Raw genomic sequence first — 23,531 nt, forward strand, 5'->3', positions numbered from 1 at the left:
GAGGGCGGCAGACAATTCGTGATCGTCGTGCGCGCCGGTGATGGCTGCGGGAAATATTCGCGGTAGAGCTGGTTGAACAATGGCACGTCCTCCGCATCGCGGACGTAGTTCCGCGTCTGCACCACATGCGCGAGATCGCTGCCTGCCGCTTCGAGCACTTTGCGCACGTTTTCAATGCTGCGGCGAAACTCACCTTCGAAGCTGTCGCTGACGATGTTGCCTTCCTGATCCACGGAGGCCTGGCCCGAAACAAAAATCAAATCGCCCACCACCACGCAGGGGCTGAACGGCAGGTGTGAGGTCGGCGTGTCAGGAAGCTGGGGATAGGAGACGAGTGGATGGGTCATGAAAATGGTGGGATCAAGGTTTGGCGGCTGGCGCGGACTGCAGGCGGGCCTTCTCCTCAGCGTCACGCTTCAGCATATCCTTTGGATGTTTTGAAAAACTCGCAAACACATCGCCAACCACACGATCTGCCAGCTCCCCTAGTTTTTTCAAAAGGATCGGCTCGGCTTCGGGTTTGAGCTTCGACAAGTTGGGCTCATACCCGCCCACCTTGTGAGCATCTGCCGTGGCGATGTAGCCGATGTTTCCGTTCGCATAACCAACAATGATGGGCGTGGCCCGATTGGCGATGGCCTGTTCGAGTTTGAAACCATACTCAACCATCGGCTCGCCCGGCATGGTCAGCAGCAGGAAGGGACCGATCTTCATCGCCATCAGTTCCGCACGCACCGGCTGCTCCTTGCCAGGAAGTTCCACCACCTCGCTGGCGACACGGATTGGGTAAAAGGTCTCGCGTTTGCGCAACTGCTCACGCGTCACACCATAGGCCGCCGCACGCGCTACCGCGCCGCCGAGATCGCGGCCTGCCCACTGGATGTCCGCCTCGTCAGCGCAGCGATACGGATAACCAGGCAGATTGGGCCGGATGTCTCCTGCACAGCCTTGCATAAACAAGGCGCTGGTTTTCTGCGCATAGCACATCTCGACAAACGTCTGCGCCTCACCCGGGAAGTCGGCGCTCATCCTCGGATATCCCTTCGGATACGGCAGCGTGCCTTTGTCTCCCCAGGTAAAAAAGCAAGGATGACAGACCGCATGCATGATGACTGCCAGGGGCGTGAGAGTACTGCCATCGTCAAAGCGCAGCACCTTCACGCGCGGATCGTTGGGCCCGTCGGGGTTCAGACTCACCACCGCCCGGCCATCGTATGTTTTTCGGCGGTTGATGCCGAAGCTGATCCGATCCTCGCCATAGCCGATGTTCACCGGCTTCATGTTGGTGGCGGCCTCCTTGGCTGCTGCACCCAGTTTTTTGATCAAATCGGCCGCCCACCGCATGTTTTCCATGTAGCCAGGAGCGGAGTGATTGTGTGAGGCTGCGATGAGAATATTCGCGGCGGGAACGCCGGTTTCCGCCTCGATCCTCACCCGCGCATCCCGTACCATGTCATCCCACGCACCAATGGTATCCATCGTCACAATGGCAGCCTTCGTTTCGCCATCATCGAGAATCAAAACGCCCGCACGCAGCGGATCACGCACACCGCTGACCGGGCGCACATGCCCGACAATTTTGATCTCCGCCGCACCAGGCGGGGTGATGTCCACCTTGGCCACCCCCGCTTTCAGATTCGAGACCACGGCAAATTTTCCATCCATGATTTCCTGCGCCTGCGCGCTGGACAGGATGCAGAAAACACCAAGGAGAAGAGCTGGACGTGGATGCATGGCTCTCTTCTACGCACTCAAATGCTGTAACTCATCACGCGATCAGTTCCGCAATCGGCCTGCCATTTTCCACGATGTGCGTTGGTCTGCCATTCAGATCGTTGATGGTAACCTTGGAGTAGTCGATGCCGAGATGATGATAAATCGTAGCGAGGAAGTCGCTCGCATTGCAGGGGCGCTCGACCACGTCTTCACCGCGTTTGTCGCTGGCACCGATGACACCGCCCGTCTGGATGCCACCGCCGGCCCAGACATTGGAGAACGCACGCGGCCAATGGTCACGTCCGGGTTGCAATGTACCAGTCGGGCCGCTGGCATCACCCGCCCCCGTGCTGCGGTCAAAGCTGATCTTCGGCGTGCGGCCAAACTCTCCCGTGACAACGACGAGCACGCGTTTGTCGAGACCACGCGCATAAATGTCCTCGATGAGCGCTGACACAGCACGGTCATAGGTTGGCATGCGGAAGCGCAATGCTTCAAACTGATGCTGATTCACCGCGTGGTCGTCCCAGTTGTTCACCCGGCCGCACAGAGGCCCGCTTAGGCTGCTGGTGACGATCTCCACGCCGGACTCGACCAGGCGACGCGCCAGCAGGAGCTGCTGCCCCCAGCGATTGCGCCCGTAGCGGTCACGGATGGCGGCATCCTCTTTGCTCAGATCAAAGGCGTCACGTGTTTTCGGATTCGTCAGCAGGGTGGCTGCCTGCGCCTCAAATTCATCCAGCGCACCGAGTTCGCCTTCGCGGTCAAACGCACGCTCCATTTTGTCCAGACTCTTGCGCAGCGCGATGCGGTCACTCAGGCGGCGATTTTCCGCTTCGTCAGCGAGGCCGATGTTTGGCACCTGAAAATTCGGGCGGTTCGGATCATCGCTCACAGCGAAAGGCGCATACGCATCACCGAGATAGGCAGGACTTGAGTACTCAGGAGATGCCGCAGGCACGCCGATGTAGTTCGGCAGCGGATTTGCGCGTCCGCCTTCCTTACCCCGCAGGTAATGCGCCACAGACATCCAGTCTGGCAGACGCGGTTTAGGCTTGTCGCGTGTATCACTGTCGCCGGAAAACATCTGCATTGTCCCCGCCGGATGTCCGCCCGCTGATTGGAACATGGAACGCACGACGGTGAACTTGTCCGCGATCTTGGCATTCATCGGCAGCATCTCCGTGAAATGCGTGCCCGGCACCTTGGTGCTGATCGTCTTGAACGGCCCGCGATACTCGCTGCTGGCCTCCGGCTTCGGATCGTAGGTGTCAATGTGCGACTGCCCGCCCGGCAGCCATACCATGATGATGGATTTGCGTTCGCCCTTCGGCTTCGCCGCATTCTCCGCACGCAGCTTGAGCAGTCCCGGCCAGCTCAGTGTCGCCATGCCTGACAAACCAAACTGCATGAACCCACGCCGCGATAAAGGACCGGCGCAACGAACGAGAGAAGGGGGCTGAATGATGGATGACATGTGATGAAAACTACGGAGTGTATGATGATCCTTTATCCCGGAGATCGGGTTACTTTGCGCCAAAGACGGCGAGTTCCTTCCCTGCCCCGTCCCAAACGCGCAGCAGGCTGTCTTCACCGCCGCCAATAATGGCGCTGCCATTGGGCGCGCTGGCGGCGGCCTGCATGTAGTCAGGTAAATTTGCCATGGCGCGCACTTCGGTGCCATCATCAGTGACGATGCGGATGCGGTTGTCGCCTGCGGAGGTGACGATTTGATTCGTGGCACCGATGAATTGCAGCGAAGTGACCTCCTTGGTCCAGCCTTCGACTTTTCTCTTTCGCTCACCATTGATCATGTCCCATGTCATTACGGCGCCGTCCGCCCCTGCCGTGGCAAGCACCCGGCCATCGTTCCGAAACGCGACGCCCATGACGTGATGGGTGTGGCCTTCAAACAAGTTCACCTGCTTGCCCGTGGCGATGTCGGTGACACGCGCAATTTTATCCGCGGCACCGGAGGCGATGCGTTTGCCATCCGGCGAATAATCAAGGCAGAGCACCGTGTCGGCATGCTTTTCCTTCCATGTCTGAGTGGCCTTGCCCGTAGTGACATCAAAAATGACAATATCGCCGCTGCGTGACAGCTCGCCGCCGCCGGTGGCGAGTGTTTTGCCATCGGGACTGAACCGCACGGCATTCACCCGGTCGGCAAACAGTCCCTTCGGATCGATCTTGCGCTCCAGCACCCAGCTTGGCGAACTTCCCACCGACTGAGTGACGGCTTTGGTGGCCACAAAAGATCCATCAGGCGCGGAGGTGATTGTTGTGATTGCGGCAGCGTTGCCGATACTCTCCTCAATCGGCGTGCCGCTGGCAGCCGCCCACACTCGCAACGTACCATCATCAAACATCGAAGCCACCCGCGCCGCATCGGCGGAAAATGAGACAGCGATGGGTTTTGCGCTGGTTTTGGTCAAGGCCAGCTTCGCAGCGGCCAGATCAGCCGCAGCCTTGTCCTGCAAAGTTTTCGCAGCAGCCATGGCGGTATTCGCGGCAACGACTGTCTTGGCATTGACTGCTTTCGAGTCCGTGATGCGCTTCACATCGTCCTCAGCGTCCTGCACATTGCTCTGCGCAGCGGAGACGCCGGCGAGCGCGGAAACTTCCGCCATCTTCGCGGTGATGAGCTTGTCCTGCGCGGACTTGAGTTCTTTGTCCAGCACCGCATCCGGCTTGCCGCCAGGGACCGCTTTGATTTTGGCGGCAACTTCATCCACGGCCTTCTGTGCCGTCGTTTTGGCCTCGGTGATCGGAGGCACAGCCTTCTGCTTTTCTGGCAGCACCTTGTTCATCGCCACGATGGCCTCCTTGGCTTTGCCCAACAGTATATCCAGTGCCTTGTCCTGCGCCTCAATGCGGGTGATTTCGCTTTTGTAGAAAGCCTGTTCCAAGGTCTGCGCCGCAATGTTCCAGTCCAGCGCTGCCATCATCTTCGTTGCGGCCACGCTCCCGCGCAGTTCGATGACCTGCTTCGCCGTCGCCGCATCCCACACACGCACCGAACCATCCTCACAACCCGTAACGACCTGTTTGCCGTCGGCAGACATCGCACTGCTCACCACGACCACCTTGCCAGTGGTGGCAATTTTCTTGATCAAATCCGCGCTCGCAGGAGCCGAGGACAATTTCACAGCTCCCGACGCCTGTTTGCCGTTCACCAGTTTCCAAATCTTCACCTCACGAAAGCTGCCGCTCGCAAGACGCGTGCCGTCGGGACTGAACGCCAGCGACTGCACCAGTGCGCGGTGCGCTGCATCGTTTTTCTCGGAAGGATCACTGATCTGCGCGATGAACTGCCGTGTGGCCATGTCATAAACGTAGATGTGGTTGGACCGTCCGCAGGCCACGTAGCGACCATCCTTTGTCATCGCCACGCTGTAAATCGGATCGATGCTCGCGGAAAAAGTCTGCAGCACCACAGCACGTTCCACCTTCACCGAACTCTTCGCGCCCTGATCAATCCACATCTTCAAAGTAGCGATCTGCTCAGGAATAAGATTCACCGCGCCAGATTTGTTGTTCGGCGGTGGCATCTCCATGTCCTTCTCATGCAGAGATGCCTTCACGAGCAGACTCTCAGCACCATTTCCCGGGATGATGGACGGTCCGTTTTCGCCGCCTTTGATCATCAACTCGGGCGTCTCCATGTTCAGATCAGCCTTCGTCGTCGTCTTGTTGTGACACGAAATGCAGTTCGCTTTCAGGAAGGGATAAACATCGCGATAGTAGTCGAGATCGGCAGCCAGCGCGGCAGTCGAGGTGCACAAAAGGGCGATGAGTGAATGCGGCTTCATCACTTGCTGGCGGTGGTGGCTGCAGCGGGTTTCACAGAAACGCGAATCGGTTCCGAAATGAGGATTTCCACCGTGTCCGTGGGTGAAGACGCCGTGGTGACGGCTTTCATGCGATTGGAGGCAGTCTTCATGGCGGCGTCGGCCTGCTTTTGTTTTTCAGCGGCCTTCTTGGCGGCTTCCGCATCCGTCGCCGCTAGCTTTTTGGCTTCAGCAGCTGCAGTGGCGAGGAGTTGCTCAGCCTTTTTCTGCTCGGCCTCTGCCAGCGGCACCGCAGCAGGGTTGTAGCGGTATTTGCAGATGCCGAGACTCTGGAAGGCAAAGGTGTAATCACCAGGAGCGATCTTCAGCGCAGCAAGATCGATCACAACTTCATGCGTGGCAGCTTTAATCGGAATTTCGAACTCCTTGATGCCACTGAATCCGTCACCGTACGTCTTCACTTTGATCGAAGTGCCGTTGAACTCGTTGCGCCAGGTAAGCTTGAGCGGAATTTTCAATGTCTCTCCCACTCTGGCCTCGAAGACCTTGTTTTCAGCAGGACCAAATGTCAGCGGTGCCTGCTCGGAATCGGTCACAGAAACTGGAACGTCGGCCATGAGACGTGGCGCGGGGATCTCACCCTTCGCATCTTTCACGGGCCATTCCATGCTCGCAATACGCACGGGGTGCGTCACGACCGCGCCATTGATCGTGGCTTTGCCGATGATCTGGGCCAGCGAGAAGCCTTCTTTTGCATCGCCTGAAGCAGTGAGGATCAGATGACCAAAGGGTTTGCCCTTGGCGATCTTTAACCCGGTTGCGCTTACACCCGGCGGCAGATTTTCCATGCCGATCTCAATCTCGCCATCAAATCCATCACGACGTTGCACCGCGACCTCAAAGGCACGCGACTCACCCGCACGCAGTGCCATCGGCTTGGAAAGCGCGGCTCGGTCACCGTTGCGCAGTGTCATGTGAATGGCCCAGGCGGCCAGCGAGAAATCGGGGGTGGCCTGACGCACAAGCAAACGATAGACGTTATTTGCATCGCTGCGCGTACCGCCGAACAGATCGCGCACCTGCATGCGATAGGTGCCGTCTTCCTTGATCTCAAATTTGCCGTTCACATCCGGCGATCCCGCATCGTAAGGCGGGCCATCATACGAGTAGCCATTGCTGGTGACTTTCATCGGTGGCAAGATGTCATACAGCTCGGCCACATCCGTCAGCGTCTCTTTGCCACCGGTTGATTTCACCTGCTGCACGAGCACAAAGGGGTCCGTGTTCAAACCGAGGCGCTCCGATGCTACCTCCACCCACCAAGTCTCGCCTTTCTTGGCCGTGAAATCGAAGGTATCCACATCTGCCGCCGGAAAAAACGCACCCGCGATGTCACAAGGCAGAGTGATCTTCTGCCCTTCGGCCGGCTTGTTGTTCGGCTCCGTTTCATTCGCCTTCGCAGTCGCTGCAAGACCTGTCGGAGGCCAGGACATCGCGCTGACCGTCTGCGTTTGCGGCTGGCGTGGCGCAGGTCCGGTGCCCGGCACTTCCTGCAAAGCAAGGCGATAGAACAGGCGCTCTCCGCCTTGGTAGGTGAGGTCGCTCACTTTGATCAGGTAGGTGCCGTCGGCAGGTGGCGTAAAGTCGATCACGCCTCCTGTGCGGTTCACTTTCAAATCTCCACCCTTGGCATCTGCCAGGATCACCACCGGTGTCAGTCGGGAGTCGATGCCCGTCGCTGCGCAATCCACTGCCACGCGTTTCCCTTTCACGCCTTTAAATGCATAAAAATCCACCGCCCGCTTCGTCATGGTCGCATTGCAGATCGTTCCCAGCGGCAGCGCCATCGCTGTCTCCACCGAGTTGTTCGCCTTGGTGCGCGTCACCTCTGGCAGCTTGTTCACCGAAAACGCCCGCGCCGATGAAACGCCGAGACGCGACATCACCCGCGCATCATAAACACCCACAGGCGCATCCGCGGCAATGCTCACCGTGAACTTCTTCTCCGCACCTGCGACCGGCTGCGCCGTGATCTTTGGCGTCGAGAACATCAGTTCGCTGACATCCTCCGTATTATCACCCGTGATCGTGACCTCGAGCTTCGTGCCTGCCTGTCCGCCCATCGGCATGACCGTGAGCAAGCGCGGCAGCGGCAGCGTGACCTGCTGGGCGAGGGCCGAAGCGGCCATCAATGTGCAGACAGCCAGTGTGAGTGTAGATTTCGCGAGCATAGATTAATGATTGTACAGGAACTCCTTGGTGTTCAGCAGCGCCCAGAGCAGGTCTTCGTAGCCGTTGCGTTTCGCCCGTTGGGAATCGAGCGGTTTGCCGGTGGCGTCGGTGCGTGGCCTTGCAACGTAGTTCTCGCTGATGCGAACTTCGTCGGCAGTCGGCTCACGGGAGAAGGCGGCGAGGTAGAGTTCGCGGATGCGCTTGGGCTCGGGCATCTCGGCCTTGCTCAAGGTTTCGGCACGTCCGCCATTGGCGGCGAGTTTGGCCTTCACATCGGCGGCGTTCATGAGGTGCAGGCTTTGCGCAAGGCTGGCGGACGATACGCGCTCGCATTCGCAGACGCTGGCACCTTCGGGGCGACCGAAGACCTTCAAAAATGGAGAGGCCCGGTTGTAGCTGTTGTCAGGCAGTGAAATGGCACGTGTCCCGGCGGGAAGATCGGCAAAGTCGGTTTTTGAGCCGGTGACCATGTCCACGCTGTCGAGCATGACCTCCGCGGTCATGCGTCTCGGGTAATAGTGGGAGTAGGCCTGACGATCGACGGCATTGAATTCATTCGGCGTGGAGCTGAGCTGATATGCATGGCTCTGCGTCAGGGTGCGCACGAGTGCTTTCAGATCGTAGCCGCTGTCCGTGAAGCTTTTGGCCAACGCATCAAAGAGATCGGGGTTGGTCGGCGGATTTGTATCGCGCAAATCATCCTCAGGCTCGACGAGGCCGCGCTTGAAGAAATGCTTCCAGTAGCGGTTCACGAGTGACTTGGCGAAGAAGGGATTGTCCTTCTTGCTCATCCAATCGACCAGCGCGAGGCGCGGATCATCATCGGGGGCGATGTCCAGCTCAGGCTCGCCCAGACCTGCGGGCTTTAGCATCACGTGAGTTTTGCGATGCTCCGTCTGCGCGATGCCACGTTTGTGAAAAATGAGGTCTTCGCCAGCGATGGCGGTCGGTTTGCGGCCAATTTGGCTAAAGAACGCGGCGAGACTGTAATACTCCGCCTGCGTCCAGCGCTCGAAGGGATGATGATGGCACTGTGCACACTGCATACGCACGCCGAGGAAAAGCTGTGCAACGTCTTCGAGCTGCGTGGTGGGCTCCTTCACGCGCTTGTACCATGCCACAGGAGGATTCGAAACGATGGTGCCTGTCGATCCAAGGATTTGACGCACGATCTGGTCATATTTGGTATTCGCGAGCAAGCTGTCGCGCATCCAGGCATGGAAAGCAAAATTTGAGGTGATGTCCGCTGCTTCCGAGCGCGTATTCTTGAGCAGTGCTGTCCACTTGTTGGCGAAGTAATCCGCGTAGTCAGGGCTGTTGAGCAGAGCCTCAATGGCGCGGTCGCGCTTGTCCGGCTCTCGGCTTGCGAGAAATGCCTTGGTCTCCTCTGCCGTGGGCAGTCGGCCGCCGATGTCGAGGGAGATGCGGCGCAGGAAGGCCGAATCGTCGCAAATGGGTGAAGGAGGCACACCAATCTGCTTCAAATTGGCAAACACATGCTGATCGATGAAATTCTTCACCGGCGGCAGCGAATCAACTGGCGCACCAAGTGGAATCGAGACGCTGCAAACTGAAACTCGACCACCGAAGCGCACCATCACAGCCACGTTGCCGGGAAGATCAAAGGTCTTCACCAGCCCCTGCTCTCCGGCCTCCGCCATGGCGCGCTCATTGGCTTCAAAAAGCGCGAGTTTGGTCACATCCCGGCTGCTGCCATCGGAATAGCTCGCTGTCACCTTGAGCTGCTGCGTGGTTTTGACCTTCATCGTCACGCGTCCTGGCTCGACGGTGATGCTGCTGAGCTTCGCCTCACCTTTGTGCGCATAATTCATGCCTTCGGCGATCCAGCGCACGAGCAGCTTGTAGTCTTCGGATCCCGGCTCCAGATGCTTCCCACCTGTGTGCGGCACGATCGCGGCTCCCTTGGTGATGAGCAGGCTTTCCTCGGGTGCCGGTGGGAAGACTCGGCGCCCCTTCCCCTGCTTCACGATGGCCTCGTAATCCTCCTCGGGTTCAAAACCGAGTACGCTCAGACGGAATCCGCGCTGACCTGTGATCGCCTTCGCATGGCAGGCCCCCGCATTGCAGCCCGCCTTGGTGAGGATGGACTGAATGTCATTCACAAAGCTCAATGGACGCGACGATTCGGCTGAGAAACTTGTTCCAGCAAACATCAAAAACATCCATGCTTTCAGAAGGGCTCTATTTGGCATTGTCTAAACCTACGGCTTATGGCCACCCTTTTTCGCAATATATGACTTTAGTATTACCTTCAATCACAATGAGACAGCTTGCATTTGCCACCCTTTTCGCGATCACAACGCCATCCTTGGTTTTTGGCTGGGGGGAGCCGCATCGTGCCATCACACGGGCGGCGCTTGAGGTGCTGCCGATATGGCAAAAGGAGGTGCTGGGTGGTGAATTGACGCAACTCGGTGACAACTTCTGCATGATCCCGGACCATGTTTTCACGGACAAGGAGAACGCCCGGTTTGCCAAGATGGAGTCAGCGCCCAATGAGGTCTATTTGAAGATTCTTCACCTGCCGACACAGCAGCCGGAATATCTGGAAGTGATGCGGTACTTTATGGAGCAGGCGGTTGCATCGCTACGCAATGGGAAGATGGGTGATGCAGCACGCTACATGGGAACGGTGTGCCATCAGATTGAAGATTATGGCAGTCCGTCGCATACGGTGCCTGGAGACAACATGTTTACGCTGCTGCAGCAGTTCCTGCCGCCGACGGATGCGATGAAGGGTCAGCTCATGCATGGGCCGATTGAGAATGGGGACTTTAAGGTGAGCATTGTAGGGTATCAACCTGCACTGCTTGGAACCACGGTGAATGAAGCTGCATGGAGGCTCATGCACCGGGTGCATGAAGGGATTTTAAATGCACGCACGACCACGGTGCCGATCATTCAGGCGCTGTATCGAGAGGATAAAGAGAGCGTGGTGAAGCATCAACTGCGGGCGGCGGTGATGGATGCGCAGGTGGTGGCGGATGCGGTTTATACCATGCTTTGCCTTGGGATGCAGAAGTATGCAGATGCTGAGCAGAAGGCGCTCAAAGAGGTGCAGATTGGTGCCTTCTTTCCATTAGAGGCTGCGAGTTGCTATTATCCGCAGTCGCAGTTTTTCAGTTCGCCGAACTGGGGGCATGCGCGGAGCGGGGTGATTTTGGCGGGTGGAAACAAGGACATGCCGCTCAAACTTTGTGTCGGATCCGGCAATCAGGTGTTCGAAAATGGCATCAGCGCGGGAATGGGGAAGCCGCTGACTTTTTTGCTGCCGAAAGATGTTTATTCGCGCTTCACGGTTTTGGCGGGATTGCATCCGGAACTCGGGGCTAAAGGACGCGTTGAGTTTACGATCAATGGGGATGGCAAAGCGCTGACTACTGTGATCCTGAATGGGACGGATGATGCACGTGTGCTGGAATGTGATGTGACTGGGATTTCAGAACTGCAGCTCATGCTGACTTCGCGTGGGGTGGATTCCAAAAGCAATTATGCGATCTGGGCGGAGCCTACTTTGGTTAAGAAGTGAAGAGCGCTGGAGGTTGAGGAGCTGAGGAGACGTGCGGAGGCCTGGGTGCATGCGGAGTGCTGCGGACTGGAAGTCCGCGCTCCGGGGCGCTTTGGTTTGCGGCGCACTATTCGCGATAAGAGTTATTTACTAAACTCCATTCCTGGCTGGCATCACTTCAGCATTTGATCGAGCCACTGATAGGCGGCTTTGCGTTCTGGTTCGGGAAAGTCGTGGGGGGCGTCGGGGGTGACTAGGGTGAGGTTTTTTTTGGCTTTGAGGAGGTCATAAACTTCGCCAGCTTTGGTGAAGGCTTTGCGGACGCCGGTGATGTCGAAGTTGGAGTCGTGGAGGGGGGAGTTGGAGAAGACGCCGCGAGGGGCGATGGCGGCGAGGACTTCGTAGAAGTCGAAGGGGATTTTGTCGGCGTTGTTTTCGTAGATGTCGCGGATGCGGGGCATGTAGCGGTCGCTGGTCCAGCCGGTGACTTTGCCGCCGTAGTAGTCGTGGAAGGGGGTGAAGCCGCAGCTGGTGACGACGGCTTTGATGCGGTCGTCGAAGACGGCGGTGAAGAGGGCATTGTGCCCGCCGAGGGAATGGCCGATGACGCCGATGTGGTCTTTGTTTACTTGTGGGAGTGATTGAAGGAGATCGACGGCGCGGAGGTTGTTGTAGATGGCTTTCATGGAGCCGCTGATGCGGTGTGCGCCCTGAGTTTTGAAATCGTAGGGGTATTCGCCGAAGGAGGGATAGTCGGGGACGAGGCAGATGTAGCCGCGTTCGGCGAGTTCGTGGGCGTAGTGGAGGGAGGGCTTGCCGCCGAGGCCTGCGGGTTCGTCTTTGCCGATCTGGGTGGTTTGATGGAGGCAGAGCATGGCGGGAGCTTTGATGGCGTCATTGGGGATGAGGAGCCATGCGGGCACGTGGTCGCCGACTTCGGGGGTGAAGTGGATTTTGCGGCGGAGGTATTTTTCTGTTTTTTCTTCGGAGATGATTTGGATGTTGAGAGGGGTCCAGCGGGAGGTGTCGTGGAGGGGGCCCATGACTTGCTGCATGTTGTTTTTGATGTCGGTGACGCGCTCGGCCCAGTCGGTGGCGGTTTGGACGGGGCGGCCGCGGACGAGGAGGAGATTGGAGTGATCGGGGTAAGCGATGGCTTTGGGTGATTCGGTTTGCTGGGGTGACTTCGCGATGAAGTCTTTGGGCATGAGGGCCTGCACGGCACCTATGATGCGGTCTTCGACATCGGGGGCGAATTTGGTGGGGCGGTCGTAATAGACCATGGCACCTGCGCCTTCGTAGCCGCCTTCTTCGAGGACGCGGCGGGAGGGGATATAACAGGGGACGTCGTTGGAGTAGCCGTTGACCCAGAGGCGGGAGCGGTCGTATTCGCGTTTGATGCGGAGTGAGTAGTCGACGGTGACTTCGCCGGGGAGGAAGACCATGGCGAGGTCGTTGCCGAAGCTCCAGCGCTGGACGAGGTAAGGGAGATGGGTGGGGAGTTTTTCGCCGTGATCGAGGCGGGCGAGATTCTTTTGGGCGTGATAGGCGATGGCAGGTGTTTTGGAGGCGGCGAGGGTTTGCCATTCTTCGCGGGTGGGGAGGGTGTCGAAGGCGAGGTCGATCTGTTTTGTCTGGCAGGAGAGAGGGCCAGTGAGGGGTTTGAGTTCGCTGGTGGCGACGCGTTTGGCTTCGGCACCGAGGTCTTCGCCGTATTGTTTAACGAGCTCCATGGTGCGGCGTGGCGTTGGGTTTTGATCTGCGCCACAGCCGAGGGCGGTGAGGGCGATGGCTCCGGGGAATTCGCGCTGGAGGGCTTCTTGAGCGACGCCGGCCCAGTCGCCGTGAATTTCATCGATGCCGATGGTGGTGCAGTGGCAGGCGTAGCTGGTGAAGATGGCGCGGACTTTGCCATCGGCGCGGGTGATACGAAGGACGGGGAGGTCGTGATCGATGGGCTTCAATGGAAAGAAGCGGCGGTTGGCGGCGAAGCCGACTTTGCCGATGCCCCAGGCGAGGGAGGAGGGTTTGCGATCGGCGAGGGCTGCGCGGGCGACTTTTTCGAGGTTGTCGGTGAGTTCGCGGGTGTAGCGCTCGATGGCGGGGAGGTGCTCGGCTGGAATGTCCATGCCGAAGATGTTGGGCAGGATGCCGATGAGCATGGGTGCGCAATGCGTGTGGCTGGAGCAGATGGCGAAGCGGGCGTCGGTGGCTTTGGTGTCGCGCTGGAGACGACGGAGGACTTCGGTGCGGATGGAGGCGGGGACGCCGACGTTGTCCACGGTGAGGAGGATGGCGGGGCCTTCGGCGTCATCGGAGCCGATGGCGAGGGCTTTGGCGAAGATGTGCTGGGAGACGCCGGTGTTGGGGGCGCGGCGACCGCCGTAGCCGCTGAGACGCACGGGGTAGTCCGGGGTGATGTCTATGGAGGCGGCACCGGCGGGGTGGGTGAGGGATGCGGCGAAGCCTGGGAGTGAGAGCAGGAGGAAGGCGAAGAGGCGGAGGTGCATGGGCATGTGCTGGAGCACTACGCGGGGGCGGCGTCTGTTCTTTGCTGCGTTACGGAGGGCTACGGGGATGGTGTTGCGGAGGCCTTGCTTTTGGCAAGGGAATGAGCTAGCAGAAAATGGGCCTGATCCGGGCTTCGGCAGGAGATCCTTATGTCCATTATTTGTTCCCCGCCCCCCGGTTTCATGATGCGGCTCAGTGCTCCCGCCTTCCTTCTTATGAAAAGATTTCCTTCCCTCTGGCTCGCCATTCTCGCGACCGTCTCGCTACAACAGTCTGCATTTGTCCATGCGGAGTCACCTGTGAGCACGCCTTTGATCAGAGATCGAGGACTGGTTTCCAAGGGCAATGAAAGCCGACTGGCGGCAGTCATGGCGAAGGCTCGTCGTGGTGAGGATATTTGCGTGGCTGCGATTGGTGGATCGATCACCGCAGGGGGCTTGCAGACGAAGGAGCCGAAGAACCGCTACATCGCCCGAGTGGCGGATTGGTTCACACAAACCTTTCCCAAGGCCAAGGTGCGCTTTGTCAATGCAGGCATCGGCGGCACCAACTCCCTCTACGGTGCCATGCGGGTGCAACGGGATGTGCTGAGCAAGAAGCCGGACCTTGTGATTGTGGAGTATGCCGTGAACGACAACCATCCGGTGCCGATGTTTTGGGGCAGCTACGAGGGCGTGCTGCGGCAGATCCTGAGCGAGCCGCAACAGCCAGCCGTCGTCCAGTTGTTCTTCATGCAGAGGAAGGGAGAAAACGCGCAGGAGACTCAGCACATGCTCGGCCGTCACTATAATCTGCCGATGGTCAGCTTCCGTGATGCGTGGTGGCCGGAGATTTACAGCGGACGCGCGAAGTGGGAGGTGATGTATGCCGATGTGGTGCATCCGAATGACACCGGGCACATTCTGGCCTCGGAGCTTTTGATCGCTCTTCTCAATGACGTGAATCACAACCCGCCGGCAGCCACCAGCGCGTCAGCGAGCCGTGCGGACCTTCCTGCGCCGATGATCACGGACCTGTTCGCAGACTGTCGCTATGCTCAATACGCCGACTTGAAGCCGGCTCAAAACAGCGGCTGGACTCAAACCCCGGACGGCACCAAGTGGGAAAGCCCGGCTTCGACAGAGGGAGGGATCGAGTTTGGTTTCGCGGGCAAGCTGCTCTTTGTGGGATACGACATCGATGAGGAAGCCGAACGTTTTGCAAGCTTCTCCATCGACGGAGGCGCAGCACAGCCTTTGAGAAAGAGTCCCAACCGATTGCCGCTGGCAGAGGACTTGGCCCCAGGCCAGCACCGTGTGCGCATTGAGTTTGCAGGCAGCAAAGTTCCTCCGGGATCAACCGCCAAGGTGCGAATCTGGGCGGTCGGTGCAGCAGGAGCCTCGAAGTGAACAAGACCCATGAAGAACTTCCTCGTCATCACCCTGCTACTCGCAGCCTCGAACTTGTTTGCAGCCGGGCCTGAGCGCATCGCCATCCTGCTGCGTGGGCCCACGCAACATGCGCTCGCCGAGCCTCTGCGCACCTACATGGCCGATGTGGAGGCACGCTTTCCGGTGAAGCTGAGGCTCATCGTGCGCGACTGGCAGACTCCTGCGGAAGTGCGTGCTGCCATCAAGAGCCTGCACAAGGAGAGCGGAGTCTCAGGTGTGATCCTCGTCGGGGCCATGCCCATGCACCCGTTCTTCATGCATGAGCACCCCAATCCCAATCCGCTCTACTATGAGGACTTCGATCTTGAGTTCGTGGACAACAACCAGGACGGCGTGGACGATGCCTACAAGGGCACACCGCAGCTGAAAATTTGGGTCGCCAACATCCGCGCCTGTGAAAAAGCGCAGGACGACGACATCCCTGCACTGCGCCGGTTTTTTACCAAGACGCACGACTACTACACCGGCAGGGTGGTGCCGGAACTGCGCACCCTGCTGTTCAGCACGGAGGTCATCACGGCGGACTGGCCCGGCACCGGGGAGTGGTTCAAGCGACGCGGTGGCGCGCGGTTTTCCGCACCGGAGAATGTAATGCTGCTGGAGGGAAAAGCATGCACGCATAAGGCCGCGCTGGAGGCTTTCCAAAAGCACAGCTATTCGCTCACCTGCGTGGCGCTGCACTCGGATGAAACCGGTCACGCCATGGATGACGAGGATCTCTTTGCGCATGAGATCGCCGAAATGAAAACGGGATCTCTCATCACCATCAGCCATGGCTGCTTCGCTGCGAACTGGAACAAGACTGCCCATGACGACAACGGCCCCAACTGCGGGCTGAGCTGGGTTTTTGGCAATCATCTGGGGCAGGCGGCAGTGGCCCAGGTGCGCAGCGGCGGCGTGGGTTTTGATGATCTTATCTATGAGCGACTGCGCGCCGGAGACTACCTCGGCAAAGCGTACCTTCCCTGCAAGCAGGCGCACGAAATCGAACACGCGCCCGGCGATCATGTGCCCGGCGACATTGTCTCAGGCATTCTGCTGATCGGAAATCCTTTCCTGGAACTCAAACCTGTGAAACGTGCAGCCAATGCAAATCCGCGGTTGGTGATCCGGAACGCGGTGTATGGCGATCTGGCCAACCATACGGTGGTCAACGTGACGCAGAAGGTGGCGGACTGGATCGAAGATTCGCTCAGCGTTGCAGCCACCGCTGAGAATTTTGGTGACCCCGCCAATGGCATCGAGAAGCAATTGAAGGTCGATTACACCCTGGATGGTGTGGATGGAACGATGACTCTTGAAGAAGGGCAGTTGCTGAAGATCGGCAAGTGACAGTGCTGCGCATGGTTGGGTGACTCAAATGCTTGGATCACGAAGTGCGTGATCAAAAATCTCCTCAAGCTTGGGAGAATCCCATTGCTGGTCATACTCTTGCATATACCTCCTCAACTGTCGAAGTGACTCCTCGTCGCCGCACCATCGCTTGATCAAATCTGGAATCTCGTGAATCGCTTCCCACAAATCGTAGATCTGCTTCCGAGAAACGTCATCGTCAATCGTCCAGTTGCGCGTGGTATAAGCGGCCACATGAACCACACGAAGTGCGGCGCGTTAAATCGGCTCTGGAGCTAGTTGATTAATCATTTGGTGCGGAGGCGGCTAACGAACACAAGCTCAGCGACGGCGGAGGCTGGCGCGCTGGCTGCATGGTGGATGGAAAGGCGACGGCGGAAGCAGCCAGCGTGACAGCCGGAGCAGTTCGCGGCAGCGCATGGTTAAGCGCTTTGTTCATTGGGCCGGCCAGTCATTTCGGTGAAGTGGCCTTTGTCGCCTGTCCGATGAGCCAGGCATGCATGGCGGGGGCGGCCTTCATGGGGACCGTATGGCCACCGGCATTCTCAAAGATAAACGTGGTTGAGGCGCCGGCAGCCGAGGCCTGGTCGATGATCTGCTGTGCCCGGGGCTTTGAGGCAGTCTGGCTGGAGACCATGAGATACGGCTTCCCCTTCAGCAGTTCGTAATGCTTCAGGCGGCCGCCGCCCTCGATGAAGAAAAAGGCGGAGAACTGTTTTGTGATTTCTCCGTCTGATTCATCGATCAGGCCCTGGGTGGCGTGAGCACCATTGGAGGAGCCGCCGATAATCATGTGGCTTTTGTCGATGTTCGGGACGACCTCGAAGAGTTTGGCGAGCATGGTGCGGAAGAAGGGCCACGTGTATTGGGCGTCCTCATCCCGCATGACGGCATTGCCGCCGGGGTCCTTCGGAGCGATCTTCTTGAAGAAGGGCATGGAGGCGCAGACAAAGTCCTGGTCCTCGGTCATCGCTGACACGATGGCCGCCTTGGGACCACCATTGCCGCCGCTGCCGCCATGCAGGAAGACAAGGAGCGGGAACTTGCCGCCCGGCGTATAGTTCTTGGGTAGCGAAATCGATAACCGCGCCGGCCCTTTATTCGAGGTAGACATCGACCAGTAGGTCGGCGGCATCTCATGGAACGGGATGGAGAAGGTGTCCCCGGGAGTGAGCCGAGCCGCCGCCTCGGCGCCGAGCCCGGTGCGGGAACCCAGAAAAACGCACAACAATCCGGCGGCAAACGTGGCGGTTCTGACGAGCTTCATTGCATTAGTCTTCCTGAGTTGGGCGGATGGAATCAGCGGATGCAGAAGCGCCTAACGACCAAGATGAGCCACCGCCGGCAACACGCAACTGGGAATCAAACGCCAACGAAACATGAACGGAGGGACAGATGTTGCACTACCGAGCGGGAAGGCGGTTGGCTCCATCGCTTGGTTCGGCTTGATGGCTTGGTTCACTTGCTATTCCATTCGGTTCCGTCTGAAAACTGAGCCCATACAGTGGTAGCGCTAATTCGAGCGGTTTTTTCCGGAATCCAAGAGGCATCGAAACCAACAATCGCACGAGTCGTGGAGTTGGGGGGCAATAGTGGTTTAGCGGGCGGATCAGCGCCCGTCATCCCCCAAGTGTGAAATCCCTCGTCTCCAAGTGTGATGTCCTTGCCAGATGGATCAAAACAGCGGTAGTCAAATTTGATTCCATTTATGGCTTTTGCGGTTTGGCTGGTGACTTCGACTTCCGGTAACTTCACTCCGTCCTTTTGACTCATCTGCACAAAGCGAACTGTAAAAGGCGGCGTGTCAGTGATGGGAGCATTGTGCGACTTGGAGCATCCGCACAGCAATAGGGCGGCAAGGGTCGATGCGATGTATTTCATGCGTGCGAAGTTGCCGAAATGGGGGATCAGCTACAAAACCGTTCGGTTTTTTCCCAACCCCTTTTTAGCCGACGGTTTTGTTGTCATACTGCGCAAAATTAACAAATGTGTCGATTCGCATGCAAGAAGTTTGTTCTTCGGCGCAATGATGTCGGATAACGTGCCCCAGAGCGCCAATGCCAACAAGCCGGTGCCAAACTTAAAGGAACAGGTGCGCACAGCCATTCGGTGGCGGCAGATCTCCTCATACACCGAGGAGGCGTATGTGTTAGGGCACTGGCGTTGGGCCAGCCACTTTGGCAAGTGATACGCGGGTGAGATCGCGAGTTTTGGAAAAACAAGAATGCTCTCGGCACACGGACTGAAGTGAGGCGGAGCTCATTGCAGACGCTGCTGGGGGTATCTGGGTTCTGCGGGGCGATGGGTTTGCTTTCCGGCGGGGTGGCCTGGGTACCAGGGTAGCCTCGCTGAGGCTCGGCAACCCTTCGCTATGTTACGTGACCCCGTTGGGGTCGGAGTGTGGCGGAGGCGTATGCCATCGGGATGGTGGTTCGCAATTCAGGGGGCAATGCCAGAGCCGGTTAAAAACCGGCGCTCCCAGTACGGACTGGTGTGCGGATGGTGTGGGGAGGATACCAAGAAACCGCACATGGAATGTGCGGACCAGTTTGCTGGTGCATTCGCGGAGGACGGTGGACCTTTGGCAGGCAGGGTGCGGTGCGCGGGCGTCTCAAGGACGGAAAGGATGCGGTACTTTATTGGACCTGTTGTTGCATGCATTGAAGAGCCATTCAATTTCGCGACTATGTTCAAGGACGGGATCGAAATCCATTATGACGAGAAGCGAGGTTCTCTCGAGCTGGTCTGCGAACCGGACGCTTTCGCAGCCTAACGCGAGATCGCACGTGAGCATGTCAAGGACTTGCCGGAGATCTTGATCGACGATGTTATTGAGATGAACATCATCGACACCGCGACATTTGTCGCCCGGAGGAATGCACCCAAACGACGCATTTGGGGCTGGTGCTTTGGAGTTATTATCGTCCTGATTCTCGTGCTCGCCGTGATTGGAGCACTTGCTGTCATGCGATAAGGCTTGAATAACGGGCTGAGGACGACGAGCGACACAGACCGCGCGAAAGCGGTGTCGGCGATGCAGGCTTGCGCCGTGCATCTGTGCCACCGCAGTCCAAGACGCTGTCGCGTTGCTTGAGGGGGCTCAGGCTTCAGGACTCGCGATGGATATCGTTAACCGAATGCCATCCGAGTCTGGCAGAAATGGGACTGAGTTAAGTCGGTCTGGGGGCGCTGGCCGGATTCCGGCTGAAGCCGGTACTACAATACGGCGCTGGGTGACGCGGGGCGCTGTTCATGAGCGGAGTGCTGCGGGCTCGGAGGCCCGCGCTCCCAGGCCTTTAGTTTTTTGCGGCGGATTTTGGTTTTAGGAAGATGACTTCGGCGCGTTCGATCCAGCCTTTGCGGAGGTCCATGCGGAACCAGCCGTCGGTGTTCTTTTTGTTGATGCGGCAGCCGCTGCGGGGGCCGAATTCTTTGAGGTCGTACTGGGCCCAGGTTTTGCCCATGTCGGGGGACCAGATGATACCACACTTATACGTGGAAGCGGGGGCGCAGTGGGTGGCGAGGAAGACGCCGTCCTGCACGAGCATGTTGGCGGATTCGAACATGGGATTGAAGAGGAGGGTGTGCTTGGTGGTGTCGGTGATGTCCGAGGGAGCGCAGGTGAAAATGCCACGGTCGTAGCGATTGGCGATGGCGGGGCCGTTGGCGTCGGCGATCCAGTAGACTTTGTTGCCGATGAAGTTGATGCCGCCGCATTTGAAGCGTGAGTTTGAATTTACGGAGATGAGTGTTTTCCAGTCCCAGGTGTCGGCGGTGGCATTGTAGGTGCCGCGCAGCCAGTGGCATTCGTTGCCGTGGCCGCGGTCGATGTCGCCGGTGCAGGCGTAGAAGGCGTTTTCGGCGGGGCTGTAGGTGACGTTGTGAATGTGGCGGGCGATGTGGGTGTTGTTCGGATTGCCGAGCAGGGGCGCGGAGGGTGGGGCGTCTTTTTGCTGGAATTTGGGATTTTGGCCGAAGGAATAGGCGAGCTTGACGGTCTGGCCGTTGTCGGTGGAGTAGTAGATGTTCACGGGGACGGGGCCGCCGATGACGTTGCAGTAATTTCCCCAGATGAGCATTTCTTTGCCGCCGACTTCGAAGCAGTGTTCGCCATCGAGGGAGTGGAAGTACCAGCCGGGCTGGTCGGGCTTGACGGGGGTGTGTGGGCGATAGTCGGTGCCGTCGGGGTTTTTGACAATGATCTCGCGATGGGTTTTGAGGTTGTCGGTGGAGAGGAAGAGGTGCTCGCGAGTGGCGAAGAGGATGCTGCCGTTTTTGAGGATGACGCTGAAGGTGATGTTTTCGGCTTCGGGGAATTCGGCGGTGTGGGGCCAGGTGGTGCCGTTGTCTTCGGAGAGCATGATGCGGGTGCCTTTGAAGGCGAAGGCTTTGCTGTCGCGCTGGGTGTCGATGTAGGGGGCATCGGGGGAGGGCATGCGGTAGAGGAAGTGCTCGGTCTCGCCGGTGATGGCGGGGGTGGATTCAGCGTGCAGAGGGAGGAGCGCTGGGAGCAGGAGGGTGAGCGCGGCGGCGGTGAGGAATTTGCGGCGGGTGTGCATGGTGAGAGGGGGCGGAGGGTATGTGTAAGGACACTACGGGAGGACAACGCCTATTCTTCGCGCTGAGGATCGGCTGCCCCTGGGCTTTGATACGGAAGGCCGTTGGGATTCAAGACAAGGATCTCAGCTAGGCTGCGGTGCTGAAGGCTGGCGCAGATGACGGCATGCACGGTTCTTTGTGTGGTCTGGGCTTGGGCGACTGCCCAGGAACCGCACACGGAGTGTGCGGACTACTTTGCTGCCGCCCGCGCGACGACCGTGGACAGCTGCCACGGCTGGGGCTACGAGCGACAGCAACTTCGTGCGTCCGAGATGCGGACGGCGGGCCTTATGCTGGTCTTGAAAACTATGGGCGCTGGCGTTTGGCTGCGCCGCTTGTGCGCTGGGATCTGGAACGCTGGTGCCGTTTTATAGCGATTCGCAAATCTCATTTCCGGAATGGAGAGTCTGAGGATGTTCGGTTTGCCGCAGAGGGGCAAAGGTGCAGAGGTGGCAGAGATTATAGCAATTCGTAAAACTCATTTCCGACTAGGCAGGTCCGAGGTGCCCGATGTCGCACTCAGTGCGTCCTTGCGTTCTGCATCTCAACCAGCGCTCCAGTTCCCGCAGCGTTGTTTTCTATCTCCCAGCCATCGCGATGGAGAAGGCTGCAAGGACGGCGCACCTTTTTGGAGGGCCTACGGGTGCCACAGACCCGAAATCAGGGACGCGCACAACGCATCCCTACCCGCCTTGGAGCAGCGCGGCAGGAAGGGGCACTTCGGGAATCAGTTCTGAAAAACGCTATATGTGAGGCGTGATGTTGTGAAGAATCGGGGTCGGGCTGCGGAGCCGCGAAGCGAACCCCCTTCACCCTGGCGATGGGTTGCTCGCGAGGTTTTCAAACTTGGCCTCACTGAGAGCGATTGCAGGATTTTTTTGATGGCGCTTGAGGGCAAAAAATTTCATTAGCCATGGCGGTTAAAGTCATGTCACGTTATGTGAATCCATGTCAATTTTTCAACACTGCACCGTCACACAGCTCGCAGAGGTCTTTCGAGAAAGTCAGCAAGAAATCATTGGCGAATGGCAGTTGCAGGCGGGGTTATTGCTACGTGATCTTGAGCTCGACAAGCCGACCCTCACCGACCACATCCCGGACGTGATCAAGGAGATCATCCGGGATCTTGCGCTGGGGCGCAGCGGGGCGCTGTCTGCTGAACATACGCGCGGCTCGCCGCCGGCGCATGGGGTGCAACGTTTTCATGACGGCTTGGACGTAGGTGAGGTCGTAGCCGAGTACAATTTGCTGCGCGTTGCATTCATCACCATCGCGGAGCGACACAACCTGTACATCGTGGGTGAGGCGGCGCACATCATCAACCACCGTATTGATGCAGCGGTGCGCATGGCGGTGATGGCCTTTGCCGCGCAGCAAGAACTCATTCGCAAGGAGCGGGAGGATGACCATCTTGCCTTTATTGCCCACGATCTGCGCACGCCCCTCAATGCGGTGGCGCTGCTGACTGAGGAGCTGAAGGCGGGCCTGGATGCACGTGCGCTGGCGGATGCGGACGAACTTTTTGGAATGATGGAACGCAATCTCCATCGAGTGGAAGCGCTGATCAAACGTGTGATGGATATCAGCGTGATGTCCTCAACCGACGGGAGTTCATTCAACCCGGAGCGCCGTTTGTTTGAACTCTGGCCTCTGGTGCAGCGGCTGATTATCGATCTGAAAGCGGTGGCGTCTAAACATACCATTGAAGTGGTGAATGAAATCCCGCGCGCGATCACCGTCTTTGCGGATGCGGGTCTGATCTCGCAGGTGTTTCAAAATTTACTGGCGAACGCCTTCAAATATGCCGCCCATGGCCGGGTGGTGATCAGCGCGCGTGTTAACCACGGAACGGTATCCTGTACGGTGCGTGACAATGGGGCGGGTATCCCGCTGGAGCTGCTGGGCAAGGTGTTCGACAAACTTACTACTGATCCCGAAAAACCCGGAACGGGGCTTGGGCTCGCCATCGTCAAGCAGATCATTGAAGCGCATGGCGGCACTGTGGATGCGGAAAGCGAGGAGGGCTCAGGGGCGAGCTTTAGCATCTCGCTGCCTGAACGCGCTGAGCGAAATTTTGGGAAGGCTTGAGGTCTTTTAGGTGAGGCGGGCGTTGAGGTGTGGGTGTTCGGGTATATTGTGGTGTTTTTTAACTGGACCGGCCGACGTGTGGTGAAGAGCAGTTGATTTTGGAGGTTTTGCAGGATTGAGGGGATTCTATCGGCCTGCGAAAGCGGTAGCTGCGTTCGTGCCTCACTGCGCGACCGCAGTCCAAATGGGGTGTGGGCGGTTCGCAGGTGCGTGCGTGGGCGGAGCGTTGAGGGATCAGGATGATCCCTCTCCTGGGGGGGAGCGTGGCTGCGCGACTGGGAT

General features: G+C 58.4%; 15 protein-coding genes. 5 read left to right on the forward strand and 10 right to left on the reverse strand.

The features are described from left to right. The 6 genes from PSV43_RS15755 to PSV43_RS15780 form a co-directional block, all read right to left on the reverse strand. Window positions 1-347, reverse strand: a 347-nt coding sequence (locus tag PSV43_RS15755; RefSeq protein ID WP_300199283.1) for a RidA family protein, incomplete at its 3' end; no start/stop codon positions are given. Between the two features lie 13 nt (window positions 348-360). Further along, complete coding sequence (locus PSV43_RS15760) at window positions 361-1,734, reverse strand: hypothetical protein (protein WP_300199286.1); 1,374 nt, start codon at window positions 1,732-1,734, stop codon at window positions 361-363. A 34-nt stretch (window positions 1,735-1,768) separates the two neighbouring features. Further along, on the reverse strand, window positions 1,769-3,193 hold the full coding sequence (locus tag PSV43_RS15765; RefSeq protein WP_300199289.1) for a DUF1501 domain-containing protein: 1,425 nt from the start codon (window positions 3,191-3,193) through the stop codon (window positions 1,769-1,771). Between the two features lie 49 nt (window positions 3,194-3,242). Beyond that, a complete protein-coding gene (locus PSV43_RS15770; protein WP_300199292.1) occupies window positions 3,243-5,528 on the reverse strand; it encodes a c-type cytochrome domain-containing protein in 2,286 nt (761 codons plus the stop codon). After that, window positions 5,528-7,738, reverse strand: coding sequence for a PPC domain-containing protein (locus PSV43_RS15775; protein ID WP_300199295.1), 2,211 nt, complete (start codon window positions 7,736-7,738; stop codon window positions 5,528-5,530). The genes PSV43_RS15770 and PSV43_RS15775 overlap by 1 nt, the downstream gene beginning before the upstream one ends. A gap of 3 nt (window positions 7,739-7,741) precedes the next feature. Next, complete coding sequence (locus tag PSV43_RS15780) at window positions 7,742-9,862, reverse strand: DUF1549 and DUF1553 domain-containing protein (RefSeq protein WP_300199297.1); 2,121 nt, start codon at window positions 9,860-9,862, stop codon at window positions 7,742-7,744. A gap of 8 nt (window positions 9,863-9,870) precedes the next feature. Here PSV43_RS15780 and PSV43_RS15785 point away from each other — a divergent pair, with 8 nt between their 5' ends. Next, window positions 9,871-11,289, forward strand: coding sequence for an NPCBM/NEW2 domain-containing protein (locus PSV43_RS15785; RefSeq protein ID WP_300199300.1), 1,419 nt, complete (start codon window positions 9,871-9,873; stop codon window positions 11,287-11,289). A 152-nt stretch (window positions 11,290-11,441) separates the two neighbouring features. On the opposite strand, the gene PSV43_RS15790 is transcribed toward PSV43_RS15785, so the two are convergent. After that, window positions 11,442-13,778, reverse strand: a complete 2,337-nt coding sequence (locus tag PSV43_RS15790; RefSeq protein ID WP_300199302.1) for a neutral/alkaline non-lysosomal ceramidase N-terminal domain-containing protein — start codon at window positions 13,776-13,778, stop codon at window positions 11,442-11,444. Between the two features lie 216 nt (window positions 13,779-13,994). Between PSV43_RS15790 and PSV43_RS15795 the strand changes: the two genes are divergently transcribed. Continuing rightward, window positions 13,995-15,167, forward strand: a complete 1,173-nt coding sequence (locus PSV43_RS15795; protein WP_300199305.1) for an SGNH/GDSL hydrolase family protein — start codon at window positions 13,995-13,997, stop codon at window positions 15,165-15,167. A 9-nt stretch (window positions 15,168-15,176) separates the two neighbouring features. Then, the gene (locus PSV43_RS15800) at window positions 15,177-16,541 is read left to right on the forward strand and encodes a hypothetical protein (RefSeq protein WP_300199308.1); all 1,365 of its coding nucleotides are present in this window, start codon (window positions 15,177-15,179) and stop codon (window positions 16,539-16,541) included. Between the two features lie 472 nt (window positions 16,542-17,013). On the opposite strand, the gene PSV43_RS15805 is transcribed toward PSV43_RS15800, so the two are convergent. Together PSV43_RS15805 and PSV43_RS15810 are read right to left on the reverse strand one after the other, a co-directional pair. After that, entirely contained in the window at window positions 17,014-17,829 is an 816-nt protein-coding gene (locus PSV43_RS15805) for a hypothetical protein (RefSeq protein ID WP_300199311.1), read from the reverse strand. 191 nt (window positions 17,830-18,020) lie between these two features. Beyond that, on the reverse strand, window positions 18,021-18,443 hold the full coding sequence (locus PSV43_RS15810; protein WP_300199314.1) for a hypothetical protein: 423 nt from the start codon (window positions 18,441-18,443) through the stop codon (window positions 18,021-18,023). Here PSV43_RS15810 and PSV43_RS15815 point away from each other — a divergent pair. Continuing rightward, the gene (locus PSV43_RS15815) at window positions 18,442-18,750 is read left to right on the forward strand and encodes a hypothetical protein (protein ID WP_300199317.1); all 309 of its coding nucleotides are present in this window, start codon (window positions 18,442-18,444) and stop codon (window positions 18,748-18,750) included. The genes PSV43_RS15810 and PSV43_RS15815 overlap by 2 nt on opposite strands. A 1,108-nt stretch (window positions 18,751-19,858) precedes the next feature. Here the strand turns inward: PSV43_RS15815 and PSV43_RS15820 are convergent. Then, window positions 19,859-21,121, reverse strand: coding sequence for a hypothetical protein (locus PSV43_RS15820; protein ID WP_300199320.1), 1,263 nt, complete (start codon window positions 21,119-21,121; stop codon window positions 19,859-19,861). Between the two features lie 988 nt (window positions 21,122-22,109). On the opposite strand from PSV43_RS15820, the gene PSV43_RS15825 reads away from it, so the two are divergent. Further along, window positions 22,110-23,249: a HAMP domain-containing sensor histidine kinase gene (locus PSV43_RS15825; RefSeq protein WP_300199323.1), complete on the forward strand. Its 1,140-nt coding sequence runs from the start codon at window positions 22,110-22,112 to the stop codon at window positions 23,247-23,249. Window positions 23,250-23,531: the final 282 nt, after the last annotated feature.

Origin of the sequence: Prosthecobacter sp. (assembly GCF_029946185.1) — a bacterium.
In the GTDB taxonomy this organism is placed as follows: domain Bacteria; phylum Verrucomicrobiota; class Verrucomicrobiia; order Verrucomicrobiales; family Verrucomicrobiaceae; genus Prosthecobacter.

Bases quoted from the DNA above. Each gene is read 5' to 3' on its own strand.
- PSV43_RS15760 (WP_300199286.1), bottom strand. From the start codon at position 1,734: ATGCATCCACGTCCAGCTCTTCTCCTTGGTGTTTTCTGCATCCTGTCC.
- PSV43_RS15765 (WP_300199289.1), bottom strand. From the start codon at position 3,193: ATGTCATCCATCATTCAGCCCCCTTCTCTCGTTCGTTGCGCCGGTCCT.
- PSV43_RS15770 (WP_300199292.1), bottom strand. From the start codon at position 5,528: ATGAAGCCGCATTCACTCATCGCCCTTTTGTGCACCTCGACTGCCGCG.
- PSV43_RS15775 (WP_300199295.1), bottom strand. From the start codon at position 7,738: ATGCTCGCGAAATCTACACTCACACTGGCTGTCTGCACATTGATGGCC.
- PSV43_RS15785 (WP_300199300.1), top strand. From the start codon at position 9,871: ATGGACGCGACGATTCGGCTGAGAAACTTGTTCCAGCAAACATCAAAA.
- PSV43_RS15790 (WP_300199302.1), bottom strand. From the start codon at position 13,778: ATGCACCTCCGCCTCTTCGCCTTCCTCCTGCTCTCACTCCCAGGCTTC.
- PSV43_RS15795 (WP_300199305.1), top strand. From the start codon at position 13,995: ATGAAAAGATTTCCTTCCCTCTGGCTCGCCATTCTCGCGACCGTCTCG.
- PSV43_RS15800 (WP_300199308.1), top strand. From the start codon at position 15,177: ATGAAGAACTTCCTCGTCATCACCCTGCTACTCGCAGCCTCGAACTTG.
- PSV43_RS15805 (WP_300199311.1), bottom strand. From the start codon at position 17,829: ATGAAGCTCGTCAGAACCGCCACGTTTGCCGCCGGATTGTTGTGCGTT.
- PSV43_RS15815 (WP_300199317.1), top strand. From the start codon at position 18,442: ATGCGTGCGAAGTTGCCGAAATGGGGGATCAGCTACAAAACCGTTCGG.
- PSV43_RS15810 (WP_300199314.1), bottom strand. From the start codon at position 18,443: ATGAAATACATCGCATCGACCCTTGCCGCCCTATTGCTGTGCGGATGC.
- PSV43_RS15820 (WP_300199320.1), bottom strand. From the start codon at position 21,121: ATGCACACCCGCCGCAAATTCCTCACCGCCGCCGCGCTCACCCTCCTG.
- PSV43_RS15825 (WP_300199323.1), top strand. From the start codon at position 22,110: ATGTCAATTTTTCAACACTGCACCGTCACACAGCTCGCAGAGGTCTTT.